This is a genomic window from Fusicatenibacter faecihominis (assembly GCF_020686945.1).
Lineage (GTDB): Bacteria > Bacillota > Clostridia > Lachnospirales > Lachnospiraceae > Limivivens > Limivivens faecihominis.
Genome location: NZ_JAJEPR010000046.1, coordinates 1 through 21204, shown reverse-complemented (window position 1 = coordinate 21204; position 21204 = coordinate 1). Strand labels below are relative to the sequence as shown.

The following is a 21204-nucleotide window of genomic DNA, read 5'->3' as shown; positions in this document are numbered from 1 at the left end:
GAATATATGGCTCTCATTCTCCGGAATGGTGGCTCTCAAAATCCGGACAGGTGGCTCAAAGAGCCCCGGAATAATCACAATCGATCTCCAATCAATGGTTTAAATATTTCTGCAATATCCAAGCTAAGAGAAAATCTCCGCGTCCCAGGTTCATGAAGATAACTGATCGTTGGATTTAGCTGTGTTCGATAAATTTCACTTAACACTTTTGTGTAGATCAATGTGTTCACAAATGATATTAACGAGTTGATCATATTATCCGGCGGATGCATAACTCTTTTTTCAAAATGGATTTCCTGGTTAATAATCACATTCCAAGCCGCATAATACTGCTTCCGAATATTTCCTTCTACTCCCATCAGTTCTTCTATTGTAGAGGTCTTTGGAATCGTCTTTCGTAGCATATCCACCTGTTGCATATATACTTCCACATTTTTACCACGCCCGTTATAATAACGCATATTTCGATAAATATTATCAGCCGCCGCTTCTATAAATTTTTGCGCTAATATCATTCTCTTTTTATAATCCGTATAATGAGATACCTGTTTTACCAACAACTGTCCTGCCAGTAAATTTTCCCGTGGATAATAGCTGCCAGAATAGAAATTATAATAATTAAAAAAATGAATCGGAATTCCATATTGAGATACATAATTTATAAAGGCTGTGTTAAAAGTCATCTCTGACATTACATAAATATCAGAGATTCTCTCAATAGGAATATCCCTTTTTTCGCCTTCATATGTGGTAAATTGAAGCGTATTATCTTTCCGCTTCAGATCTCCATTATTATAAATATACAAACTTTGTTTCATAACCCCTCCTGTTACACAAAGCAAAGATCAAAATAAGCACATTTTCTGCATACCTTACTTTCCAACAAGGCTGGCGGAAGTTCTGCACGTTTTATCACAGATATTTCCTCTATGATTCGCTCTATTTCTTTTATATCCTTATCATATAACTCTATTTTCATTGTCTTTTTTAGTAACGGATAATCAATCTTCCCTTTTAGATCAACTACTCCCCGCTTTTGCAAATAATAGAGATAATATTTTAGCTGCCAGACTCCTGCCTCTTCCAATACTCTGCTTTTCTTTACTTCATGCAGTTCTTTTTCTTCCCGGATAAAATCAATATTTATCACATCATCAATATTGATATGCTTATCATCTTTTTGATAGTTGTTATCATCCAGGATTTTTCCAAGAATTACGTCCTCATTTTCTGACTCCATATTGATTTGATGACAGAAAAACCATAGTTTTCGTTTACATACAAAGTAATAATAAACCATTACCCCTGTTACTTTGTCTCCCATTTTCCCTTCTCTCCTGATCATACAAAAATTGCTTCGTCCTCTTTTTTCTCCAAAATCAATCCTCTCCCACTGAAATTTTCCACATCAAATTCATATTGTGAAGGAATACGGTGGATATGCAATATTCTTTTGGTTCCACTCTGACCTATGCATCCACGATCTACGGCATATAATCTTGCTGAATATATAGGCATACCCAAAGTCAGATCTGTTATCTTTGTTCGGATTATATTTTTTACTTCAGGACCAATATAGGCAGTTTTTAGCACTTCTATTCCATCTTCCAAAAATCCCTGATTACTGTCATAAATACTATCCGGAATTACTGTTATGCTTTCAATATTTCTGAACTCCTTATCAACCGCAATTTTTTTGTATTCTGTTGGACGAATTTCTTTGAAAAGCTTTAAATACTTTTCTATTTCCATATAATATTTTGTACCTTTGATTGCATCAATATCATACACTTCATTGATATACGCAGTCTTCATTTCTTCTGTAAACAGCATATTTTCATATTTTTTAAGACACTTTATAGATCGGTTGTAGATTTCCTCTTCATATACTGCCCTGCTTCCGACTCCATTTCTGTTATCATATACAATAATATTAGCTTTTTCCGGAATATATCTGCCTTTTCTGTTACAACGCCCCAGCCTTTGTAAAAGACTATCTACGCTGCACATCTCCGTATGTAAAATATCAAAATCAATGTCCAGGCTTGCTTCTACAATCTGAGTCGTAACCCATATACCTGTATCCTCTGGTGATTCTGAGAATTCCTTTATTTTTTCTTCTAAAATCGCTCTATCTTTTCTCACAAAGCGAGAATGCAATGTATGAACCTCTGCATTTCTCTTATAAAGTTCATAATAAATTTCCTGTGCTCTGCGAACCGTATTACAAATAACTAGAACTTTTTTCTCTTCACCCTGCTCAAGAATTTCATCTATATCGATTTCTGTCTTTCTAATTTTTATCCAGTGTCTTAAACTTTCTTCGTCATTTATAGATGATTTCGAAAAATCAACAAACTGATATTCTTTTCCATCACTCAATCCGTACAAACTCATAAAATGGCTTAGAACAGGTGGAAAGGTTGCAGTAATAACAGCAAATTTTCCACCCAGATCCTGAATCATTTTCAGTCCATAAATAATGGTTGCTATCACTTGTGGAGAATATGATTGGATCTCATCCAATACAATTTTAGAATATTTTAATGTTGCAGCGAATACTTCTGTTCCCAATGCCCGATAAACAAATTTGAACAATTGATCTACCGTACACACAGTTAATGGCTGCGCTAACATCCTGGAACGTATATATCTTTCCTGTATATCTTCTGTTTCCTCACTCATATATTTTGACATACTGTCGGAATGCAATAATGCTACATCTTCATAAAAATATTTTTTCTTGATTCTGTCATAAATAGCATTCGAAGATACTTTTAATGGCAAGGTATAGAATCCTTTTTCTCCATCCAGCCACAACAAAGCTGCTTCTGTTTTTCCAGAACCTGTCGGTGCAATCACAACGACATTGTCATTTTTATGATCTTTCATATATTTTTGCGCCGGTCTTAATTCTTTACCTGAAAACACCTGCTCAATATTTTTCTTCAATTTTTTATCTTGCAAATCTGAAACACACTCTGCTTCTGCATACTCTGCGCTTACTGCATAATCAAATTTGTTCAAAAGCCCTTTAACCACCAGGTATTCATTCCATATTTCCGGTGCAACTTCAAATTTGGATTTGTTCGAAACATTTCTAAATAATAATCTATTTTTATTTCTACAATAGATTTTCGTCTGCTCTCTTCCACAATACTCTTCTAAATAAGGTTGGTAATATTTTTTACAATATTTTCTGATTTCTCCGCTTTCATAATTATCCTCGCGATCATGATGATAATATACCGCTGTAATAAATGGCGAAAAATCTTCTTTTTCAAACAATTCTGACCATTTCAAAAACTCTTCTTCTGAAATACTTATCGCACTCAGAAACCCATGCGGAATCTGTGATTCATTTTTATCATCTTTAAAAATCATTTTAAGTTTAGGCTGGACAACCATTTGAAACAATAAGTTCGCTTTTCCCAAATCATGAATCCTGCATGCTTCTATCACCAGATTCTTTTCTTTTTCTGTAAAATAAGCCCCATATTGTAAAAAAAACATCTCTGCACATTTTACAATGTCATCTTGATGTTCTTTTAATCTTTTCTGTTTCTCTCCCTCAGCTTCTATATTCAATTTTTCAATACCATTATTTACAATTCTTTTTTCTTTTTCACTTAATAAATCCGAATAATTCAAAAGAAAACACTGGAGCTTAATTTTTATAATTTCTTTTTCCTCTTCAGATAACTTTCTTTTTTTAGATTTTGCATAGTATTCCATATTTTTCCTTTCCACGGGCAGATTACTGCCAAATGCAGAACCCGCCCGTGCCATTTTACGCAAACACGATTGCAGCATCTTCTTCCATATCATCTACATAACAATTTTCTAATGTTTCTCCTACCGGCATATAATAGGCTTTAATAATTCCCCCTTCTTTTTTCCATCTTCTTAATCCTTGCTTCGTAATTTCAAATTCCTTTGTGATATTATAGATTGTCGGAACCCAGTTTCTCTCACTCACCGTTTCTACAGGAACATAAATGTTTCTTTCTGTATCTGCTTCTTCCTGCATATGGATCTCCACAACATCCACACGTTCAATATCCAACAGATCTTCATATCTCCCCAACGATAAATATTGCGGAGGATTTTTCAATCCATAATATACCTTTTCAAAATCTTCATCAGATGGTATGATATGTATTACCATATGGTTTTCACAAATCAATTCAACATTTGCAATACCTCGGAAGACTCCATATTTTTCTCCATCCTCTACACAAATCTGATGGCGTCCCTCTTCATATTTTGCCCCATTAAAAGAATAACGTGTATACAAGTCAGAAATCGTCCCACTATTTGTTCCCTGAATGCTCAGTTTCATTGGATGAAATTCTTGAAATCCACATGCTGCATGTATCATACCCAAAACAGTAGAATAAGGGGGAAGCGGAAAAGTTTCTTTAATGATGAAACTGGTCGGTTTTCTGTAATTTACCAGGTTTTGAAAACACTGCAGTCTAATTGCTTTCTCCATAATATTTTTCCACTTCCTCTTTCAAATGATCAAATACTTTTCCTACTGTTGTTGCATTTAACTCTTCTCTTATTTCCTGATCATTATCAAAAATGTTTGTCATCACCCCAACAACAGTATTATTTTCAATATCTTTATCTTCTTCCAATACTTCTCTAAGCGTGCTTACATTAATCTTATTTTTTTCCACGCGAACTCTATTTTCAAAAAATGGATTTTTCCGGTTATACCGGCCTCCAATTATGAAAAGCGGACTAAAGTTTTCTCTCCGACCTTTGATATCACGATATAAATAATGCACTGCATCAAGAAAAACTTTTACACGTCCAGCTTTTTCTTCCTGAGAAATTTCAAGTGCACCATCAATTCCAATCCGATCCAGATCGATTGCTACCGTATACGCATAATAAGATCTATGAATCTCACTTTGTGCAATTGCATTATTTTGCCCACAACGACTTGCCAATCCCATATTTGTCAGAAATTCCAGATCACTCTGATATGGTTCCAAAGCAATTGCATTACTCAAACGTACTACGGCGCTTCTTGTAGATGCTCCGCCAGCCTGTGTATCATCTTTAGCAACCGTTTTCATATATCCGAACAAATCGATTTCTGGATAATCTTTTATAGTCGCAGAGGGAGCAAACTGAACAACTCCGCTTTTTCCGTCTACCGGTGTATTATCCCATTTTAACTGCTGCACAATATTGTATCGCATTGCCTGCCTGGAAATATAGGAATACTGTTCATAATTACCCCTTGTCATTTTTTTCAGCGTTGTAATGTTTCCTACACCCTCACCATAGTTTGCACTTTCAGCCAAAAAAACAATCGTAAATGTCAATCCTTCATTTTTCATCATTCATTACCTCCCTCAATATCTTCTTGATTATTTTTAGCTTCATAACAGCCTTCCAGTCCCATAACAAATGCATATCCATAATCCATAAAATAATCCTGATCTTCTAACATTTGGATAAATCCATTCGGAATCAACAAATTATTTGACGGACCATACGAATTGTATAATCTCAATACGATATCCATAAATTTATTTGTATTTTTAACTGATAATGCATTGATCAACTGATACACTGTTCCTCGCAAGCATTCTCCGGAATTTGCTCCTTTTACTTTCAAAATTGCTTTTCTCAGATCTGCTCCGCATTTTTTCATAACACCACAATTCATCACAACCTTCTCTCCTTTCTTTTCTTCTTTCTTTCGCATTAAATTCATACAATGCTGTATCTCATATACCTGACTGGCACTGAATCCGGTATTTCCCGTTCTCAAATCCTCTTTTAAAAGGATACTCAAAAGTCCATACTGATTCCGAAGCTGTAACAAATTTAAAATCACCTGCTCATGGATATTTACAAAATCATTTCCTATTTTTGTGTACGGAAAATCCCCCAGTAATTCCAATGCCTTTATTGTATTTTTCTCCGCTATTATTTTTAAAGCTTTAGCCGGAATATTGCAAAGATAATAATGATCTTCCTGGCGCACTCCTCGGAGAATTACTTGTGTATTTGCAAATTCTTTCACATTCTCATTAATCACAGCATTCAGAATTCCCGCAAACCATGCAGATTTTTTTTGATCATCCTTTTTTTCTATCTTCTCGCTTATGTATCCTGTTTTGGAATTAGATGCTAACAACTGTAAAATATCCTGATTTGTGTTTACAAATACAAATTTATTTACATACAATTGAAATCCCAATGGACTCAATGCATACAGAAAAGCACACACTGGACAAATAAAGGCATCCACTTTACAATTCCAAAAAGCTGATCTTTTTCTGGTAAGATCGTCTGCCATCTCATTCATAAAAGCAATAGAAACTTTTTCCTTCGCCCCCATTGGCGAACTACAGTCAACACACAGATCTTTTGCCTTTTTATGGTCAGTTCTCCAATAGTTTCTCATGGGTTCTGAAAATTCTTTTTCAAACAGTTCCCGCATGTCTTTTTTAGCATTAGCTCTCAGCAAAAAGCATTTTCCACTCCAAAAACGGTTGATGTGCGTGTAAACAATACTTTTCATTATAAAAGTTTCTCGGCACACCGGCTGCTCAATGAATGTTTTCAACTCTAGCAGGCGTTCTTCCAACATTTCTTTTGGAAATTTATCATTTAACTTTTCAGTTTTTAACTTCACATAAATTTCCGGATGTTCAATTTTATTTTTAATGTTATCATAGCCTGCTTGATAGCTGCTAGAAAGCAGTTTATCATTAATAAATTTCAAATCCTCTTTTTCTTGTTTTTCTGACTTCCATTTGTCATTTTTTATTTTTTCCAAACAAAAGTCTATTTTGTCCAAGACGCCCTGATAAGCCGTATAAGGCCCGAAATATTGAACAAACGCTCGAAAATATAAATCTGTCCAATCCGCATTTTCCGCAAACTCAGCGGAAAGCCAGAGTTCCTGTCCATTTTCGGAAATTCCAAAATCTTTATCCTCTTGTGCTTTTGCTGTATCCAGTAAATATTTCAGTCCTACAATACCGGCATTCTTTAAAAAATCACCCATGGTAATTTTATATTTTTCCAATTACTTTCTCCCTCCCTTCTTTACCAGATAATATTCAGCAAGCCGTGCCCTTCTGATCTACGGCTTCCAACTCCTGAAGCATATAAAAGGTTTAAAAGTTCCGAAGTTCCTGTCAATTTCAGGATGCCAATTGTTGCGTCCGTTGGTCTTCTCCAAACCTGTGCCACGATTTTTTTTGCCTTTACAGGTGTGACAGAAAAATTCTCCATCGACAACGGAATTCCTTGTTTCTCCAAAAAATTTTTCACATTTTCTTTTATTACTTCTGAAAATTCCGGATCTTCACAACTGTAATAAGAATCTGTGTTATCTTCCGAATTATGTCTTCTTGCGATTAACGAGCTCTGTACTTTTACAATTATTTCTGAATCTGTGATTTCTGGAATATCCTGGATCCGAATTGCATTCAGCATCATAGAATTCTGACTCATTGGATGACGCCTTTTCCTCATAAGCGTAAATGCATTATAAAACTGTAGCAGTTCCTTCATATCTGCATCCGAAAATGTCAATAAGAAATAATTCTGATCCAATAAAATCTTATTTTTGGTAAACCTTGCACCAGGATAGTAACATGACCAGGAAAACATTTTTATAATAGATTTCTTTTTATCATACAACTGTTCGAACCACTCTTGTGAATAGTTCTGCACGGCCGCTTTCAAGAAGCTTACTATCACGCAATCCATATTCAATGGCAATTCCGTCGACTCTAATATAAATTGTAATTGTAAACGCGTCATATTTTTTCCCCCTTTCCGTATCATTGAATAGTCGTGTTGTCTCTGTTATATCAGGTTATTTCTCTTTTGTCAATATAAAATATTATTGTTCTAATGGATTTAATATAAAATTTAATATTTCTATTTGCAAATTGATTTATTTTTGAATATAATCATAACGTAAGTACATTCTGGAATGTAAATTTAGAACAATATTATTTAATAGGCACATCTTGGAAGCGAACAGGAGGGCGGTAATTAACCGCCCTCCTGCTCATATATTCCTCTATTCGCTTCATGACTTTTACTATACTTTCGTATTTACTCTGTCCGTTCGGGATTGTGTTCATTCAAGCACTGAAATGATTCTTCAACAACTATGCCTTTCAATAATCTTTCATCCCTGGTATTCCCCCGAATACTTCACATACGCCCCATCGCACACACTCTGCACTTCATCCAGGGCTTCCTCTGCTTCTTCCTCTGTTTCGTATCTTCCGGCGGTGACGACATAGTAGGGCTCGGAGTTCAGGTTGCTCCAGTCACTGCTCAGGAGGACTTCCGGCTCCTCGCAGACAGACTCAAGATATTCTGCATAGCTTTCGGCTTCGTCGGAATCTTTGGAGGCGTAGCACCAGATTCCGTAGAAGGGTCGAGCCGCCAGTCCCTCTTCCAAGAGTTCTTCGAGTTCTTCAAAGTCTTCGTCGTCATCTTCTTCTTCATCATCATCGTCGTAGTCACTGTCATCGTCATCCCAGCTTTCGAGGTCGAGATACCATTTACCGTCAATTTCGACTACAGGAATATCCAGATAACTGGTTGTACCGTCCTCCGAGAGTTCTTCGTGGACAAGCCGTGCGGCCGTCACATAGCAGCCAAACTCCGCGTATGATTTCTGGAGTTCTGCAAGTGTTTCGCTGTCTACATCTTCCGAGGAAAGAGCCTGATAAAAAAGCTAGCGGTCTTTGAATTCCTCCTGAAACTCCTGCACAGCCTCATCCGCAACATTCTGGACAAGCCCGGTGAACACAGCAATCATTTTATCCCCCAAAATTTCCCTGTATTCTGTCGGAAGTTCCGGAAGAAGTTTCAGAAAGGCAGAACCATCACCGCTGATCAGAATCTGGATCAGACCATTGGCCACCTCCATATCGCTGGAATTGATCTTGGAAAGTGCTGCTTCCTGCTTTTCCTTTTCAATCCGACCGGCATCGTAGGGAGCGATCTCACGCTGCAGTTCGAGAGTATCCGGGTCAATTGCGGCTCCGGCCAGGAAAATATCATCGGAATAGAGTTCAACGCTGACAAGCCAACGACCGGCTCCTTCCCAAAACCAAGGTTCACTGACATTACACCTGGTTATCGTAATATCTTCTGGAACGCCCAGCGATTTCCCCAAAGCAGCAATCTGTTCATCTGTGATGGTTTCATTTACAGTATTTCCATTTTCGTCTTCTTTGGAATACTCGTAAGCCTGTTTTTCCTGACTTACGGTTTCTGCTTTTGTCTGCCCTGCTGCTATGTTTCCTGCCAGACACAGGACTGCAGTGGCCATAAATAGAGCTCGCTTTTTCATAAAATTCTCCTTTAACATCCAAAAAGTGTAAAATCTGCTCCTTCTCTTCTTCCCACATTCCCCGTAGCCGCTGCATAACAACGAAGTTTATTCGGTTCGGAACGATACCAGCGGTAGTTTTCATATCCTTCAATGCTGATAAAATAACCATAGGATGTTTTCTGTACTTTCCGGATCTTGTATTTCCCGGTCTGCTCGCCATAGGTATTGCCCGTTAAAACATACCCGTTATAGAAACCGATACTCGTCCGCCAGCCGGAATCCCACCAGGAACCTTTCTGAACTTTTTTCAGAAAGTCTTTCATTGCTGTATTTTTTGACGGAGTTTTTATTGAAAATCCCTGAACCGTTACAACACAGCCATCCTCTGTTCCTAGACATTTTTTGCCGCTGCCATCTACCAGATAAGCTTTTACGGTAACTTTTCCATTTTTCTTCGGTGTAATCTTCCCTTTCTGATCTACTGCCGCGATTGATGAATCGGAGGAAGAAAATCTCACTTTCAGACTTCCCCGGCCCAGATTTTTCAAGATATAACTGACTTTCTTTGTCTGACCTTTTTTCATCGTCAGGCTTTTCTTCAGAACCTTAACATGTGATAACTGGATCAGCTTCAAATTTCCCAGTTCTCTATTTCCACTGGAAATATTCGGCTGGTTGTACCAGGCCAGAATCTTATGATTATTTCTGGCTGCCACAAACCACTCCGCACAGGAAACACAACCATCCTTGTTTTCATCTGCCCGAAAAAATTTCCATTTTGTGGAAACGGCATCTGTAAGAGCCGCGGTAAACTGGGTTCCAAACTCTTCCACCTTTTTATTAGAGGATGCGATAAAAATGAAATCTCTGTCTATTCGGCTTCGTTGGCTGCCTTTCAGTTCTGCTGCTGCTTTTCGAATAAGATCCGCATTGCAACTGTCAATGCTGACAATGAATTTCCCTTTATACTTCAGAAGTGTCTGTAAAAGTTCATTGCAGCTTACCCGGGTTTTCCGAAGTTCTTTATTTACCACATCCCCCAGATAAATTCCACCGTAGCCTTCTGCTGTGGCAGCTGCACCTCCGTGACCTCCGTAATAAAAGAGATTCAGATCACTCTTGGTGCTGCCTTTAAAAGCATTGTAAATACTTGCAAAAATATCCTGTCGCTTTGTCTTTTTACGGTTTTCATAAAAGAGCTTTTTGATGTTCTGTCCGGAAACTTTGTACTCCGGTATCTTTGTTTTTTTCAGCAGGTTATAAAAATCGTTTGCGTTTTTCCTGCTCAAGATCCGTCCGCTCATCACCAGGGCATGAAGATTTCCCTGGGTCCGGGCCTGAACCGGAAGCGAAATAAAAAGAATACAACACAGGAAAAGACAGAACTTCATCATTTTTTTCATAACAGTTTTCTCCCTCATATAAAGCGAGGGGCAATGTTTTTCACGCAAACATCTCCCCTCGGGTCAATTACTTATTTGGTTGTTTCTTATACATCACCACATACCAGCAAGCCATATGTGCCAACGCCGTGATCGTCCAGGTGATCGGATAGGACAGATACAGCGTAAACAGAGAGCGATGCCACTGAAATACTGTGAAAATCCAAACAACACGGAGGCCGCAGGCTCCGATCAGGGAAACGATCATGGGGAGGAAGGAGTAGCCCATTCCTCTCATGCTTCCCACCATGACATCCATGAGGCCGCAGAGGAAATACGGGGCGCAGATGAGATGCATTCGGTTGAGGCCGTACTGGATGACCTCCGGGTCGGAGGAGTAAATGCCGAGAAGCTGCTGGCCGAAGAAAACGAAGCCGTTTCCGAGGACCAGGCCAACCACACTGACAAGAATCAGGCAGATACCTAAGATCTTTTTCATGCGCTGTCGGTTTCCGGCTCCCATGTTCTGGCTGGTGAAGCTCAAGTTTGTCTGGTATACAGAGTTCATGGACGTATATACAAAGCCCTCCAGGTTTCCGGCAGCTGTGTTTCCAGCCATGGCGATGGCTCCGAAAGAGTTTACCGAGGACTGGATCAGCACGTTGGAGATAGAGAAAATAGCTCCCTGCAGTCCTGCCGGAAGACCGATCCTGGCAATGTTCAGCAGTTTATCCTTGTGGATGGCCAGCTTGTGAAGTTCCAGGCGGCACATGCCATCCAGTCCCATCAGGCATTTTAAGACCATGCCCGCGGAAATGACCTGGGAAATCACAGTGGCTGTCGCCACTCCTGCCACTCCCATCTTGAAAATGATCACAAAGATCAGGTTCAGAATCACGTTCACCACACCGGAAATCAAAAGATAATAAAGTGGGCGCCTGGTATCTCCGATGGCTCTTAAAATAGCCGCGCCAAAGTTGTAGGCCATCATGGCCGGCATTCCGATGAAGTAAATCTTCATATAAAGAGCCGCCTGTCCCAGGACTTCCTCCGGGGTAGCCATAAGCTCCAGCAGGGGTCTTGAAAACAGAATCCCTACCACGATGAGAATTGCGCCGCTCACCAGGCTTAAAAGAATGGACGTATGTACGGTATCGCTGACATCTTCCGCATTTTTGGCTCCGTACCCCTGGGCTGTCAGCACGTTGGTGCCGATAGAAAGGCCCATGAATACATTGATCAGAAGATTGATCAGTGCACCGGTAGAACCCACCGCCGCCAGTGCGTGAGCTCCAGAAAACCGCCCCACCACCACAATATCCGCCGCATTGAAAAGCAGCTGCAGCACACCGGAAAGCATCAGTGGAAACGTAAATACAAGGATCTTTCCTAATAGCGGGCCGTTGCACATATCCATTTCATATGATTTTTTCAAAACTCATTCCTCCGTTTTTTCAGATCTCATGTATGCAGACCATGTAGGAGTCATAATTGCAGGAAGGTTTCGGAATCAGAAGGCCGCCTCTCATCAGTGCGGTTCCTGTATACACGGTTCCGTCCACATCGTAGGAGGCGTCTTTTTTCAGGCCTTTCAGTTTCACGCGAACCGGTTTGGGATTGCCGTGAAGGTCTGTGTAGATCACACTTAAGGATGCTTTTCTCTGATCCTTTGAAACATAACTCCAGGCTGTGTAGTCATGATTCTCCATGGGCGAGTTCAGTCGATAGTAGGAACCAGACTGGAAAAGCTCCCAGTTTTCATTGTATACAGTGATCTGCCGTCTGGCTTCTGCTTTATCTTCCTCAGAAAGTTTGCTGAGATCCAGCTCATAACCGAAGGAACCCTGCATTGCACAAATGCCTCTGGTCTTGAACGGCGTTACCCGGCCGTTCTGATGGTTCGGGCAAACGGACACATGGGCAGACACGGAAGACATGGGATAACCGAAGGAGGTTCCATAATGAATACGAAGTCTCTCGATGGCATCGGTGTTGTCGCTGCACCAGATCTGCGGCGCATAATACAGCATACCGGCATCGAAACGTCCGCCTCCTCCGCTGCAGCCCTCCAGCAGAAGGTCCGGATGGCGGGTCAGCATATCTTCCATCACCTCGTAAAGGCCAAGCACATATTTATGGCGGATGGCTCCCTGGCTGAGAGTAGGATCTGCAGCGCTGTATACATTATCCACACTGCGGTTCATATCCCATTTTACATAGGAAATGTTTGCACAGGAAAGAGTGTCGTCGATGAATTTCTTCATATATTCCCGTACTTCTTTTCTGGAGAGATCCAGAACCAGCTGGTTACGGCTGCGATTGGGCTCTCTTCCCGGAATCTGGAGCACCCAGTCGGGATGTGTCCGGTAAAGATCGCTGTCCTCGGAAACCATCTCCGGCTCCAGCCAGATACCAAATTTCAGACCAAGGGCATTGACGCGGTCCACCAGCTCTTTCATCGTACAGCCCAGTTTCTTCTCATTTACAAACCAGTCGCCCAGGCCGGAATTGTCATCGTTTCTTTTTCCAAACCAGCCGTCGTCCAGTACCAGCATATCGAGGCCCAGATCTGCTGCCTCTCCTGCAATTTTCAACAGTTTTTCCGCATCGAAGCCAAAATAAGTGGCCTCCCAGTTGTTTACCAGGGTCGGACGCTTTTTGTCTTTCCAGGGGCTGCGGATCAGGTTGGCATGATAAGCCTTCTGGAACTGGTCAGAGAGTGCGGTCAAACCTTTTTCGCTGTAGCTCAGAGCGGCTTCCGGTGTCACAAAGGTCTCGCCCGGAGCCAGTTTCCACAGGAATTCCTCGTCGTCCAAGCCGCAGACAAGACGAATACCGTCCACCTGGTCTTTTTCCATCTGGATCTTGAAACCGCCGCTGTAGATAAAGGAAACGCCGTAAGCATTTCCGAAATCCTCGGTGGTGTCTTTGTCGCAGAGGATCACAAACGGGTTGTGGTGATGGCTGGAAGTGCCGCGGCTGCTGCTGATCTCGGTGATGCCGTGGGGCAGATTTCTGCGCTCAAACTGACGCTCGCCGGCGTGTTTTCCATAGAAATGAATGAGATCCATATCGCCTTCCATGAAATCCAGGCCAAAGCTTAAGGCGCGCTTGAGCGTTACGTTTTTTCCGGAACGGTTCTCAATGGAGGCAGCCCGGGTGATGACATTTTTCTTCTCGAAAACGCCATAGAAAAGTGTCACATAGATCTCTTCCAGACGGTCCTTCAGCGTGATTTTCAAAGTCTCCACCTCTCCTGCCTCCGCCTCGAAAAGGGCAGGAAGGCCCGGAAGGCTGTATTTGCCTTTTTCCAACTCATAAGAAACAAAACGGAGATCCAGCGCAAGAACCTCACCCTCAAAACCTGCTTTCAGAGCTTTCACACGGAAATCGCCGTTTCCCTGTACCGGATATTCCAGCGGATAGTAGTCCATGGAATAGGTACGGTCCTTTTTTTCATCTCCCGGCTGCCCGGAAAAGCCTCTGTCCTCCGGCCCGATCAGATAGGAAAAATCCGTTTCGTCCGCAGGCGCCCCATAGTAAGTGTGAAGAAGAACCCCGTGATCGTCCACCTTCATCTGATAAGTGCTGTCCAAAGTCTGAAGTGTAAATAAGTTCTTCTTCTCATCAAATCTGACTGCCATTTTCCTTCTCCCTTCGCATATGTGTATAGTACTTTTATTATAGCGATTCCTGCAAAAGAAGTCTATCACTTTTTGGGACTGACGAAAAGAAAGTCCTGTGATATAATGGGGGCTGGACAAAGAATTACAAAGTAATTTCCGGAGGTGTTTTTACTTATGATAGGAGCAGTTATTCTGCAGATATTTCTGATTTTTCTCAATTCGATTTTTTCCAGCGCGGAGATCGCCATCGTCTCGCTCACCGAGGCGGATATCCACAAGCTGGAGGAGGACGGCGACCGCCGGGCCAAAAAGCTGGAACGGATTACCAAACAGCCGACTCGTTTTCTCGTGACGATCCAGGCAGCCGTGACCATCATCAGTTTTCTGGTCAGTGCCCTGGCGGCGGATGCTTTTGCCGGACCTCTGGTAAAGGCCTTGAAGAGCTCCGGACTTTCGCTTTCCGAGCGGATTCTTCATCCGTTGGCTGTGATCCTTATCACGCTGGTTCTCGCCTATTTTACGATGGTTTTTGGAAAAATGATTCCACAGAAGCGGGCCGTGAAAAAGGCAGATTCCACCGCTCTTCATATGTCCGGTCTTCTCTATCTGACTTCGGTCATCCTCACGCCGCTGGTCTCTCTTCTGACGATTTCCAGCAATCTGGTGCTCCGTCTTTTCGGCATCGATCCTTATGAAAATGAGGAACAGGTCACGGAGGAGGAAATCCGCATGATGCTCGTGGAAGGCACAGAACAGGGAACAATCCCCGAGGAAGAGCACGAGCTGATCCAGCATGTGTTTGATTTCAACGATATTACCGTGGAAAAGATCTGCACCCACCGGCCCGATATTGTCTGGCTTTCTCTCGATGATGACAGCACCGTCTGGGAAAAGACCATCAAGGAGAGCCGGCACACCCATTATCTGATCTGCCAGGAAAATCTCGACAATGTAGTGGCCGTTCTCGACACCCGCGATTATTTCCGCGCTCCCCAGCGCACCCGCAAATACATCATGGAAAACCTGGCTGACAAGCCTTCTTTCGTTCCGGAGAGCATGAAGGCAAACACGATGTTCCGGCAGATGAAAGAAAGCCGCCAGTATTTCAACGTCATCGTCAATGAGTACGGCGGTGTCTGCGGTATCATCACCCTGCACGATATCATGGAGGCTCTGGTAGGCGACCTGGACGATCAGGAGGAAGCTGCAAAGCCCGAGGATATCGTCAAAGTCGCCGAGCGAGAATGGAAAATTCAGGGTTCCGCTTCCCTGGAAGAGGTCGAGGAAGAGCTCCAGGTAGAACTTCCCCACGACGGCTCAGAAACCTTCAACGGTTTTATCTGCGGCCTCACCGGCCGGATCCCCAGAGACGGCGAAAGCTTCCGCTGCAGCTGCGGCCCGCTCCATATCCATGTTCTGGATGTGAAGCATCACATGGTGGTGGAAGGGATTGTGACGAAAGAAGCGGAGAAGGCTGTGGAAGAAGAAAAATAAAAGAAGAACCGGCAGTTCGGAAAGGTCTGACTGCCGGTTCTTATATTTTGTAAAGATTTATACTCATATCCTTTGCCTGTTTTATCATCAAATTTCAGAACATTTTTAGAGCGATCTTTAGAGCGGAATTTGCGAACAAATTTGCGAAAATAAAAAAAGAACCGGAAACACTGTAAATTCAATGTTTCCGGCGCCCCTGCCAAGGAGTCGATGCGACAAGATTTGAACTTGCGACCTCTGCGTCCCGAACGCAGCGCTCTACCAAGCTGAGCCACGCATCGCTGATTCGATGTATATTATAGCATCAAATCTCCTTGATTTCAAGCCATTTTTTCAATAATCTTGAACTTTTGTAACAGTTCCTTTTATTTTCCTGCCAGGAAATCGCGGACTTCGAGAAGGTCGTCGAAGATCCGGTGGGCTTTTTCTTCCATTTCCCCGGTCGGAGGCAGGAGGTCGGGCACCATGAGGGGCTTCATTCCTGCTGAGAAGGCGGAACGGATGCCGTTGTAGGAATCTTCCACGGCGTAGGCTTCTTTGGGGTCGATGCCCAGTTTTTCGCAGGCTTTCAGGTAAATTTCCGGGTCCGGTTTGCTGTGGGTGATCTGGTCGCCGCCGGTGATGGCCTGGAAATAATCCACAAGACCGGCGTCGGTGAGCTCCTGTACTACGATATCATGGGCAGTAGAGGAGGCAAGACCTACCACGGCTCCCTGCTCTTTCAGCCAGGAAAGCAGTTCCCGCGCGCCTTTTTTTACAGGGATTCCCTCTTCTCTCTCGATCCTGAGAAAACCTTCCCGGGCATCCTTGTCAAAAGCTTCCACAGGGAAATCTTCGCCCAGCTGCTCATGAAAAACTTTCCGCATATGTTGTTTGTTTGCGCCGATGCAGGGTATCAGCAGAGCATCTACGTCCTGAATGTTATATTTTCCGGCGCAGGCATGCCAGGCCCTCCGGCAAATAGCCTCCGTATCAAAAATGACTCCATCCATATCAAAAACTACTGCTATCATTTTTCTGCCTCCTCTAATTTTCCATAATACCAGCCGGTGACGCCGCGTTTCCGCACCATCGTTCCTTCCGGCGTTTTCTGCAGGATCGACACCCGGTCGCCTTTTTTCAGTGGGATCTGGTAATCCGTGTACTCCCAGCAGGTGTTCGGCGCTCCTTTTACCGGCGGTTCTTCCAGGAAACCATTATAGATTTTGAGCTGATATCCTGTTTTTATATGCTCTGCCAGGGAAAAGACCGGGCCGGGTTCCAGAATTTTAAGCTCACTTTCATAATAGCGGATGTTAATCGAGGAAGCTCCTGCTTCCTGATCTTCCAGGACAACTGCCTCCGGGAAATCATCCACGCTCTCCCAGGTCGTTTTTTCTGAATAGAGATCCGGAATGATCAGGGCGTTGAGCTGGTCGTCCCGCTTGATCCCGCAGCCTCCGTCGATGGCAATAATCTTCTGTTCCTCGCTGATATAGGGCGCAGAGGACTCGATATCCGACCGGTAAAGGCACACGGGCCAGTGGCCGACGACTACATATTTGTCAAAATGTTTTCCCTGATTGATAAAATTGTCATTTTTCAAAAGCTGAAAGGGCGGAAGGTGAAAATTATCCTCCAGTTTTTCGTGAACGAGACCGCCATGTACAAAGGTAAACGCTGGTGTCACCAGAATCGTGGGAAGTTCTTTCATAAAGGTGAGCTCCTTCTGAAACTTGGCAACCACCGCTTCTCTTGCCGCCGGAATCTCCTCCGGCGTTTTCACCGACACGCCTGCCTCCCGGCAGAAATCCTGAAAAAAGGTGGCTTTCCAGTACTGACGCATCCGTTCGTTCGTCTCATAAAGCTCCTGATCCAGGCTTCCATCCTCTGTGAGCAGCATCTGGATTCTCCAGAGGTCCACGTTTCCCATCATGGGGTAGACCGTATATTTCTCGCAAAGTTCCATGATGTAGCGGATGGTATTCAGGCTTTCCGGGCCTTTTTCGATCATATCTCCGACAATGATTAAAATGTCTTTTTCGCTGAAATCTACTTTTTTCAAAAGTTTTTCCAGCCAGGCGCGGTGCCCGTGAATATCACTGATCACGATGGTTCGGCGGTTATGCTCCGGCTGAGTCAAGAACTGCACTTTTGTCTCAAATTCCATGCTTTGTTCCCTTTCTACAGATACTTTTTAATTCCCTGTATTTCCTCTTTGTAAACACAGTATTTTGCGGTGGGATCCTGAAGGATTTTCTCCAGCTCTTCCAGGTCGATCCAGAAAACTTCATCCACTTCTTCTTTCTGGAGATGAAGTTTCGTGAGGTCCACCGTTTTTTCATAAAGATAAACCGCTGCACGCTCCCTGTCAATAACTTTCTGGCCGTGGAATTCTGTTTCCACGCTTCGGGTAATGAAAAAGCAGAAGCGAAGATCTCCTTTTTCTGCCCGGATACCGAGTTCTTCGTAGAGTTCCCGATAGGCCGCAGAGTCGTAATCATCGCCTGCATCGAGATGACCTGCGGAGGAAATGTCGCAGTAGCCGGGGAAATTGTCTTTGTCCTGGCTGCGTTTCTGGATCAGGAGGCGGCATTTTCCCTCCGGCGTGCGGTCCGCCACCCACATATGAACGGTTCCGTGCCAGTCGCCGTCCCGGTGGACGAGACTCCGAAGCTTTACTTCACCGGTGAGGCTTCCGTCTTCCCGGCGGACGTCGAAAAATTCGCCGGCTTTTTCCACCTGGATTGTGGGGAGGTATTTGTCAAAATCTGTGCGCTCGCAGACGGCGGTGCCGGGTTTCGTGAGGGAACCGGCGGCGGCGGCCTGGGCGGAGCGGAGGAGGAAACGCATGAAAGAGGGATCGCCGGCTTTCTGCACAGCTGGGGTTTCGAAGCGTTTTTCTCCTTTCAGGTGGTGTTCGTGGAAAGCCAGGCAGAAACCGGCCACCAGTGAATCGCCTGCTCCCTGAAGACCGCGGACTTTCACGTCCGGCGCCGGGGAGTAGAGAGCTTCTTTTTCTCCAATCAGAAGGGCTCCATCCGGACCGAGGGAAACGCAGACGTAGGGGATTCCACGAGCGACGATTTCCCGGGCGGCCTGAATGATCTCTTCTCTTGAATGAAATTCCCGGCCGAGGGTCGCGGAAAGCTCGTCAATATTCGGCTTGATGAGCCAGGGTTTGCCCTCAATGCCGTTGAGGAGAAGGGCTCCGGAAGCATCCAGAATTACGGGAAGATCGTAGTCTTTAGCTTTTTCCAGGAGGATTTTGTAGATGTCTGCTGGAACGCCCGGGGGCACGCTTCCTGCCAGGACGAGAAGCTCTGCATCTTTGAAATGAGAGACGATGCGGTCGATCATGCGATTTACCGCGTCCTCGCTCACCGGGCAGCCTTTGTCGTTGAGTTCGCTCATCGTGCGGTTGGATTCGTCGAAGATTTTGATGTTCATGCGTAGTTCGCCGGGGATTTCTTCCAGGTCGTAGGAAATGGAAACCTCATCCAGGGTGGTTTTGATGTCGGAACCGCCTTTTTCGTGGGAGAAACCGAGGCAGAGGGTGGGGGCGCCGAGATTTTTCAGGGCGCGGCTGACGTTCAGGCCTTTGCCGCCGATTTCAGTGCGGGTGGCTGACACGGGGGTGGTGCCGCCCTCGCGGAAGTTGGAGACCGTGAGGGTGCGGTCGATGCAGGGGTTGAGGGTGACTGTAAGTATCATGATAAGAAGCTCCTTCTTATAGATTTTTATGATTTACGCTTTGGAAAAGTGTAGGGAAACATACTTGAGGGGGCTCGCGACTCCGAGCCGCTCTCCTTTGCAAAGGGTTTCCCCGCGCTTTCCCAAAGCCCTGATTTTTAAGAAAGTATACCACACTTTCCGAAGAATCTAAGAAACTCTTTACACTTTTCTCAAACTTTCTACACAGAATGGACACATTCCTTGTGTACTATATAATCAAACAAAGCCAAACAGCTTTTTCATATAGATTCTCTTTTTCATAACTCAAGCCGGATGTCAAACGACACCCGGCCCTCCTTTTTTTCAGCGTATTTTCAATTCACGCAAACAATTCTTCCAGTTCCTTTTTTTCGATTCGGCGAATGACGGTCCGGCCGAGGCAGTTGCCGTCTTCTTTGCCTCCGGCGCAGTAGGCCAGAAGCAGGGCTTCTTTGGTAAAGTGCAGGGCGCAGTAACAGTAACCGCGGTCCGGCTCTTCTTCAAAGGCCACGGGGTCAGTAAAGGTCTGGCCGTTGTCTTTGCTCACTGCAATGACAAGCGGTGTTCTTCCGCCTGTGAAAAATTCTTTGTCCACTTCTCTTCCATTATAAACAGGAATCGGATTCCAAATTGCGTAGATGTTTTCGTCCCAGCCCCGTTTCATGCAGAGGGGGCTTAAGGGAGAGGTGAAACGGGACGGCTGGCTGGCTGTCCAGGTGTCGCCTCCGTCGTGGGAAAACATCTCATACTGGCGGCCAAGGTCGGTTCTGGCCCAGCCCCAGAGAATGTTGGGCGCGATCTCCAAAATGCCGGGCTCCTGAAGACCGGAATCACAGCAGGAAATTCCCGGAAGGTTACATTTGCCTGCTGCCATTTTCCAGCTTGCCCCGTCATCGTCGGAATAGAAGAACAGAGACTCAGAACGGGCATCTACATAGCCTTCGGCTACGGCATGGCGCGCCGCCGGAATCAGGATTCTGCCGGAAGCTAAGTGGCGAACCCGGTCATTGTTCACCACATAGTAGCCATCCTCAGGCATGCAGAGCACCCGGTCGCTCCAGGTATTTCCGCCATCGGCGGATCTTCTGAGGTACATCCGCATATGGGTATAAGTCTGGCGTACCAGATAAAAAAGACCGATATCTCCGTTTGCCATCTCCAGGAAGGAAAGTGACATGATGTTGACGGCCTTTTCGCTCTCGCAGGTCATAATCGTCTTCTCTTCGCCGAAAGTACGGCCGTCATCAGTGGAACGGAGAAGACAGATATCTGCGCTGGCGTAATCCGCATTGCTTTTTCCTTTGAATTTACTGTACGCAAACAGGATATCACTGTTTTTCAGAGTAAAAAAGGCTCCCTCGCTGTTTCGCGGATTATTTTTGGAAAGATCCGGGCGGATATCCGCGGAAATCTTTCCTAAGTTTGCTGATCTCATACTTTACCTGCCTTTCCATAACTAATTTGTAACTATCCAGAACCAGGCAGCTTTCAAGCCAAAACGCAAATCATGCTTGCATGAATGAACACTTTTGACTGAGAATTTATTTTACAAGCAGTCACATCAAAATGAGCCCTGAATAGTTACATAAATTTGATGTTGGGGTCAAAAGGTCTTTTGCCCCCAACTGATGCCTACGAATTGCTCCGCTGCAAAGCAGCTCCCGCAATT

17 protein-coding genes and 1 tRNA gene are annotated in these 21204 nt (G+C 43.9%); 1 reads left to right on the top strand and 17 read right to left on the bottom strand.

The window, feature by feature from the left end; genetic code table 11:
* Positions 1–74: 74 nt before the first annotated feature.
* The 12 genes from cas1b to LKD71_RS16070 form a co-directional block, all read right to left on the bottom strand.
* Complete coding sequence (gene cas1b / locus LKD71_RS16125; RefSeq protein ID WP_331466500.1) at positions 75–818, bottom strand: type I-B CRISPR-associated endonuclease Cas1b; 744 nt, start codon at positions 816–818, stop codon at positions 75–77.
* A gap of 11 nt (positions 819–829) precedes the next feature.
* Positions 830–1324 (bottom strand): CRISPR-associated protein Cas4, encoded by a 495-nt coding sequence (gene cas4, locus LKD71_RS16120; RefSeq protein ID WP_227616215.1) that lies wholly within the window; start codon positions 1322–1324, stop codon positions 830–832.
* A 17-nt stretch (positions 1325–1341) separates the two neighbouring features.
* Positions 1342–3735, bottom strand: a complete 2394-nt coding sequence (gene cas3, locus LKD71_RS16115; protein WP_227616214.1) for a CRISPR-associated helicase Cas3' — start codon at positions 3733–3735, stop codon at positions 1342–1344.
* Between the two features lie 55 nt (positions 3736–3790).
* Positions 3791–4495, bottom strand: coding sequence for a CRISPR-associated protein Cas5 (gene cas5, locus LKD71_RS16110; RefSeq protein ID WP_227616213.1), 705 nt, complete (start codon positions 4493–4495; stop codon positions 3791–3793).
* Positions 4479–5360 carry a type I-B CRISPR-associated protein Cas7/Cst2/DevR gene (gene cas7i / locus LKD71_RS16105; RefSeq protein ID WP_331466499.1) on the bottom strand — a complete coding sequence of 294 codons (882 nt, stop codon included), beginning with the start codon at positions 5358–5360 and terminating at the stop codon, positions 4479–4481. Before cas7i ends, cas5 begins: the two co-directional genes overlap by 17 nt.
* On the bottom strand, positions 5357–7060 hold the full coding sequence (gene cas8a1, locus LKD71_RS16100; RefSeq protein ID WP_227616212.1) for a type I-B CRISPR-associated protein Cas8b1/Cst1: 1704 nt from the start codon (positions 7058–7060) through the stop codon (positions 5357–5359). Before cas8a1 ends, cas7i begins: the two co-directional genes overlap by 4 nt.
* A gap of 20 nt (positions 7061–7080) precedes the next feature.
* A complete protein-coding gene (cas6, locus tag LKD71_RS16095; protein ID WP_227616211.1) occupies positions 7081–7803 on the bottom strand; it encodes a CRISPR-associated endoribonuclease Cas6 in 723 nt (240 codons plus the stop codon).
* Between the two features lie 376 nt (positions 7804–8179).
* The gene (locus tag LKD71_RS18415; protein ID WP_227616210.1) at positions 8180–8650 is read right to left on the bottom strand and encodes an SPOR domain-containing protein; all 471 of its coding nucleotides are present in this window, start codon (positions 8648–8650) and stop codon (positions 8180–8182) included.
* Between the two features lie 87 nt (positions 8651–8737).
* Positions 8738–9358 carry a hypothetical protein gene (locus LKD71_RS16085; RefSeq protein WP_227616209.1) on the bottom strand — a complete coding sequence of 207 codons (621 nt, stop codon included), beginning with the start codon at positions 9356–9358 and terminating at the stop codon, positions 8738–8740.
* A gap of 11 nt (positions 9359–9369) precedes the next feature.
* On the bottom strand, positions 9370–10743 hold the full coding sequence (locus LKD71_RS16080) for an Ig-like domain-containing protein (protein WP_227616208.1): 1374 nt from the start codon (positions 10741–10743) through the stop codon (positions 9370–9372).
* Positions 10744–10810: 67 nt separating this feature from the next.
* Positions 10811–12157: an MATE family efflux transporter gene (locus LKD71_RS16075; protein WP_227616207.1), complete on the bottom strand. Its 1347-nt coding sequence runs from the start codon at positions 12155–12157 to the stop codon at positions 10811–10813.
* 19 nt (positions 12158–12176) lie between these two features.
* Positions 12177–14366, bottom strand: a complete 2190-nt coding sequence (locus LKD71_RS16070) for an alpha-galactosidase (protein ID WP_227616205.1) — start codon at positions 14364–14366, stop codon at positions 12177–12179.
* A gap of 156 nt (positions 14367–14522) precedes the next feature.
* On the opposite strand from LKD71_RS16070, the gene LKD71_RS16065 reads away from it, so the two are divergent.
* Positions 14523–15842 carry a hemolysin family protein gene (locus LKD71_RS16065; RefSeq protein ID WP_227616204.1) on the top strand — a complete coding sequence of 440 codons (1320 nt, stop codon included), beginning with the start codon at positions 14523–14525 and terminating at the stop codon, positions 15840–15842.
* A gap of 207 nt (positions 15843–16049) precedes the next feature.
* Here the strand turns inward: LKD71_RS16065 and LKD71_RS16060 are convergent.
* The 5 genes from LKD71_RS16060 to LKD71_RS16040 all read right to left on the bottom strand — a co-directional run bounded on the left by LKD71_RS16060 (position 16050) and on the right by LKD71_RS16040 (position 20970).
* Positions 16050–16123 (bottom strand) — tRNA-Pro (locus LKD71_RS16060).
* Positions 16124–16207: 84 nt separating this feature from the next.
* Positions 16208–16855 carry an HAD family hydrolase gene (locus LKD71_RS16055; RefSeq protein ID WP_227616203.1) on the bottom strand — a complete coding sequence of 216 codons (648 nt, stop codon included), beginning with the start codon at positions 16853–16855 and terminating at the stop codon, positions 16208–16210.
* Positions 16852–17991: a metallophosphoesterase gene (locus tag LKD71_RS16050; RefSeq protein WP_227616201.1), complete on the bottom strand. Its 1140-nt coding sequence runs from the start codon at positions 17989–17991 to the stop codon at positions 16852–16854. The genes LKD71_RS16055 and LKD71_RS16050 overlap by 4 nt, the downstream gene beginning before the upstream one ends.
* 14 nt (positions 17992–18005) lie before the next feature.
* Positions 18006–19535, bottom strand: coding sequence for a hexose kinase (locus LKD71_RS16045; RefSeq protein WP_227616200.1), 1530 nt, complete (start codon positions 19533–19535; stop codon positions 18006–18008).
* Positions 19536–19875: 340 nt separating this feature from the next.
* A complete protein-coding gene (locus LKD71_RS16040) occupies positions 19876–20970 on the bottom strand; it encodes a sialidase family protein (RefSeq protein WP_227616199.1) in 1095 nt (364 codons plus the stop codon).
* Positions 20971–21204 lie beyond the last annotated feature (234 nt).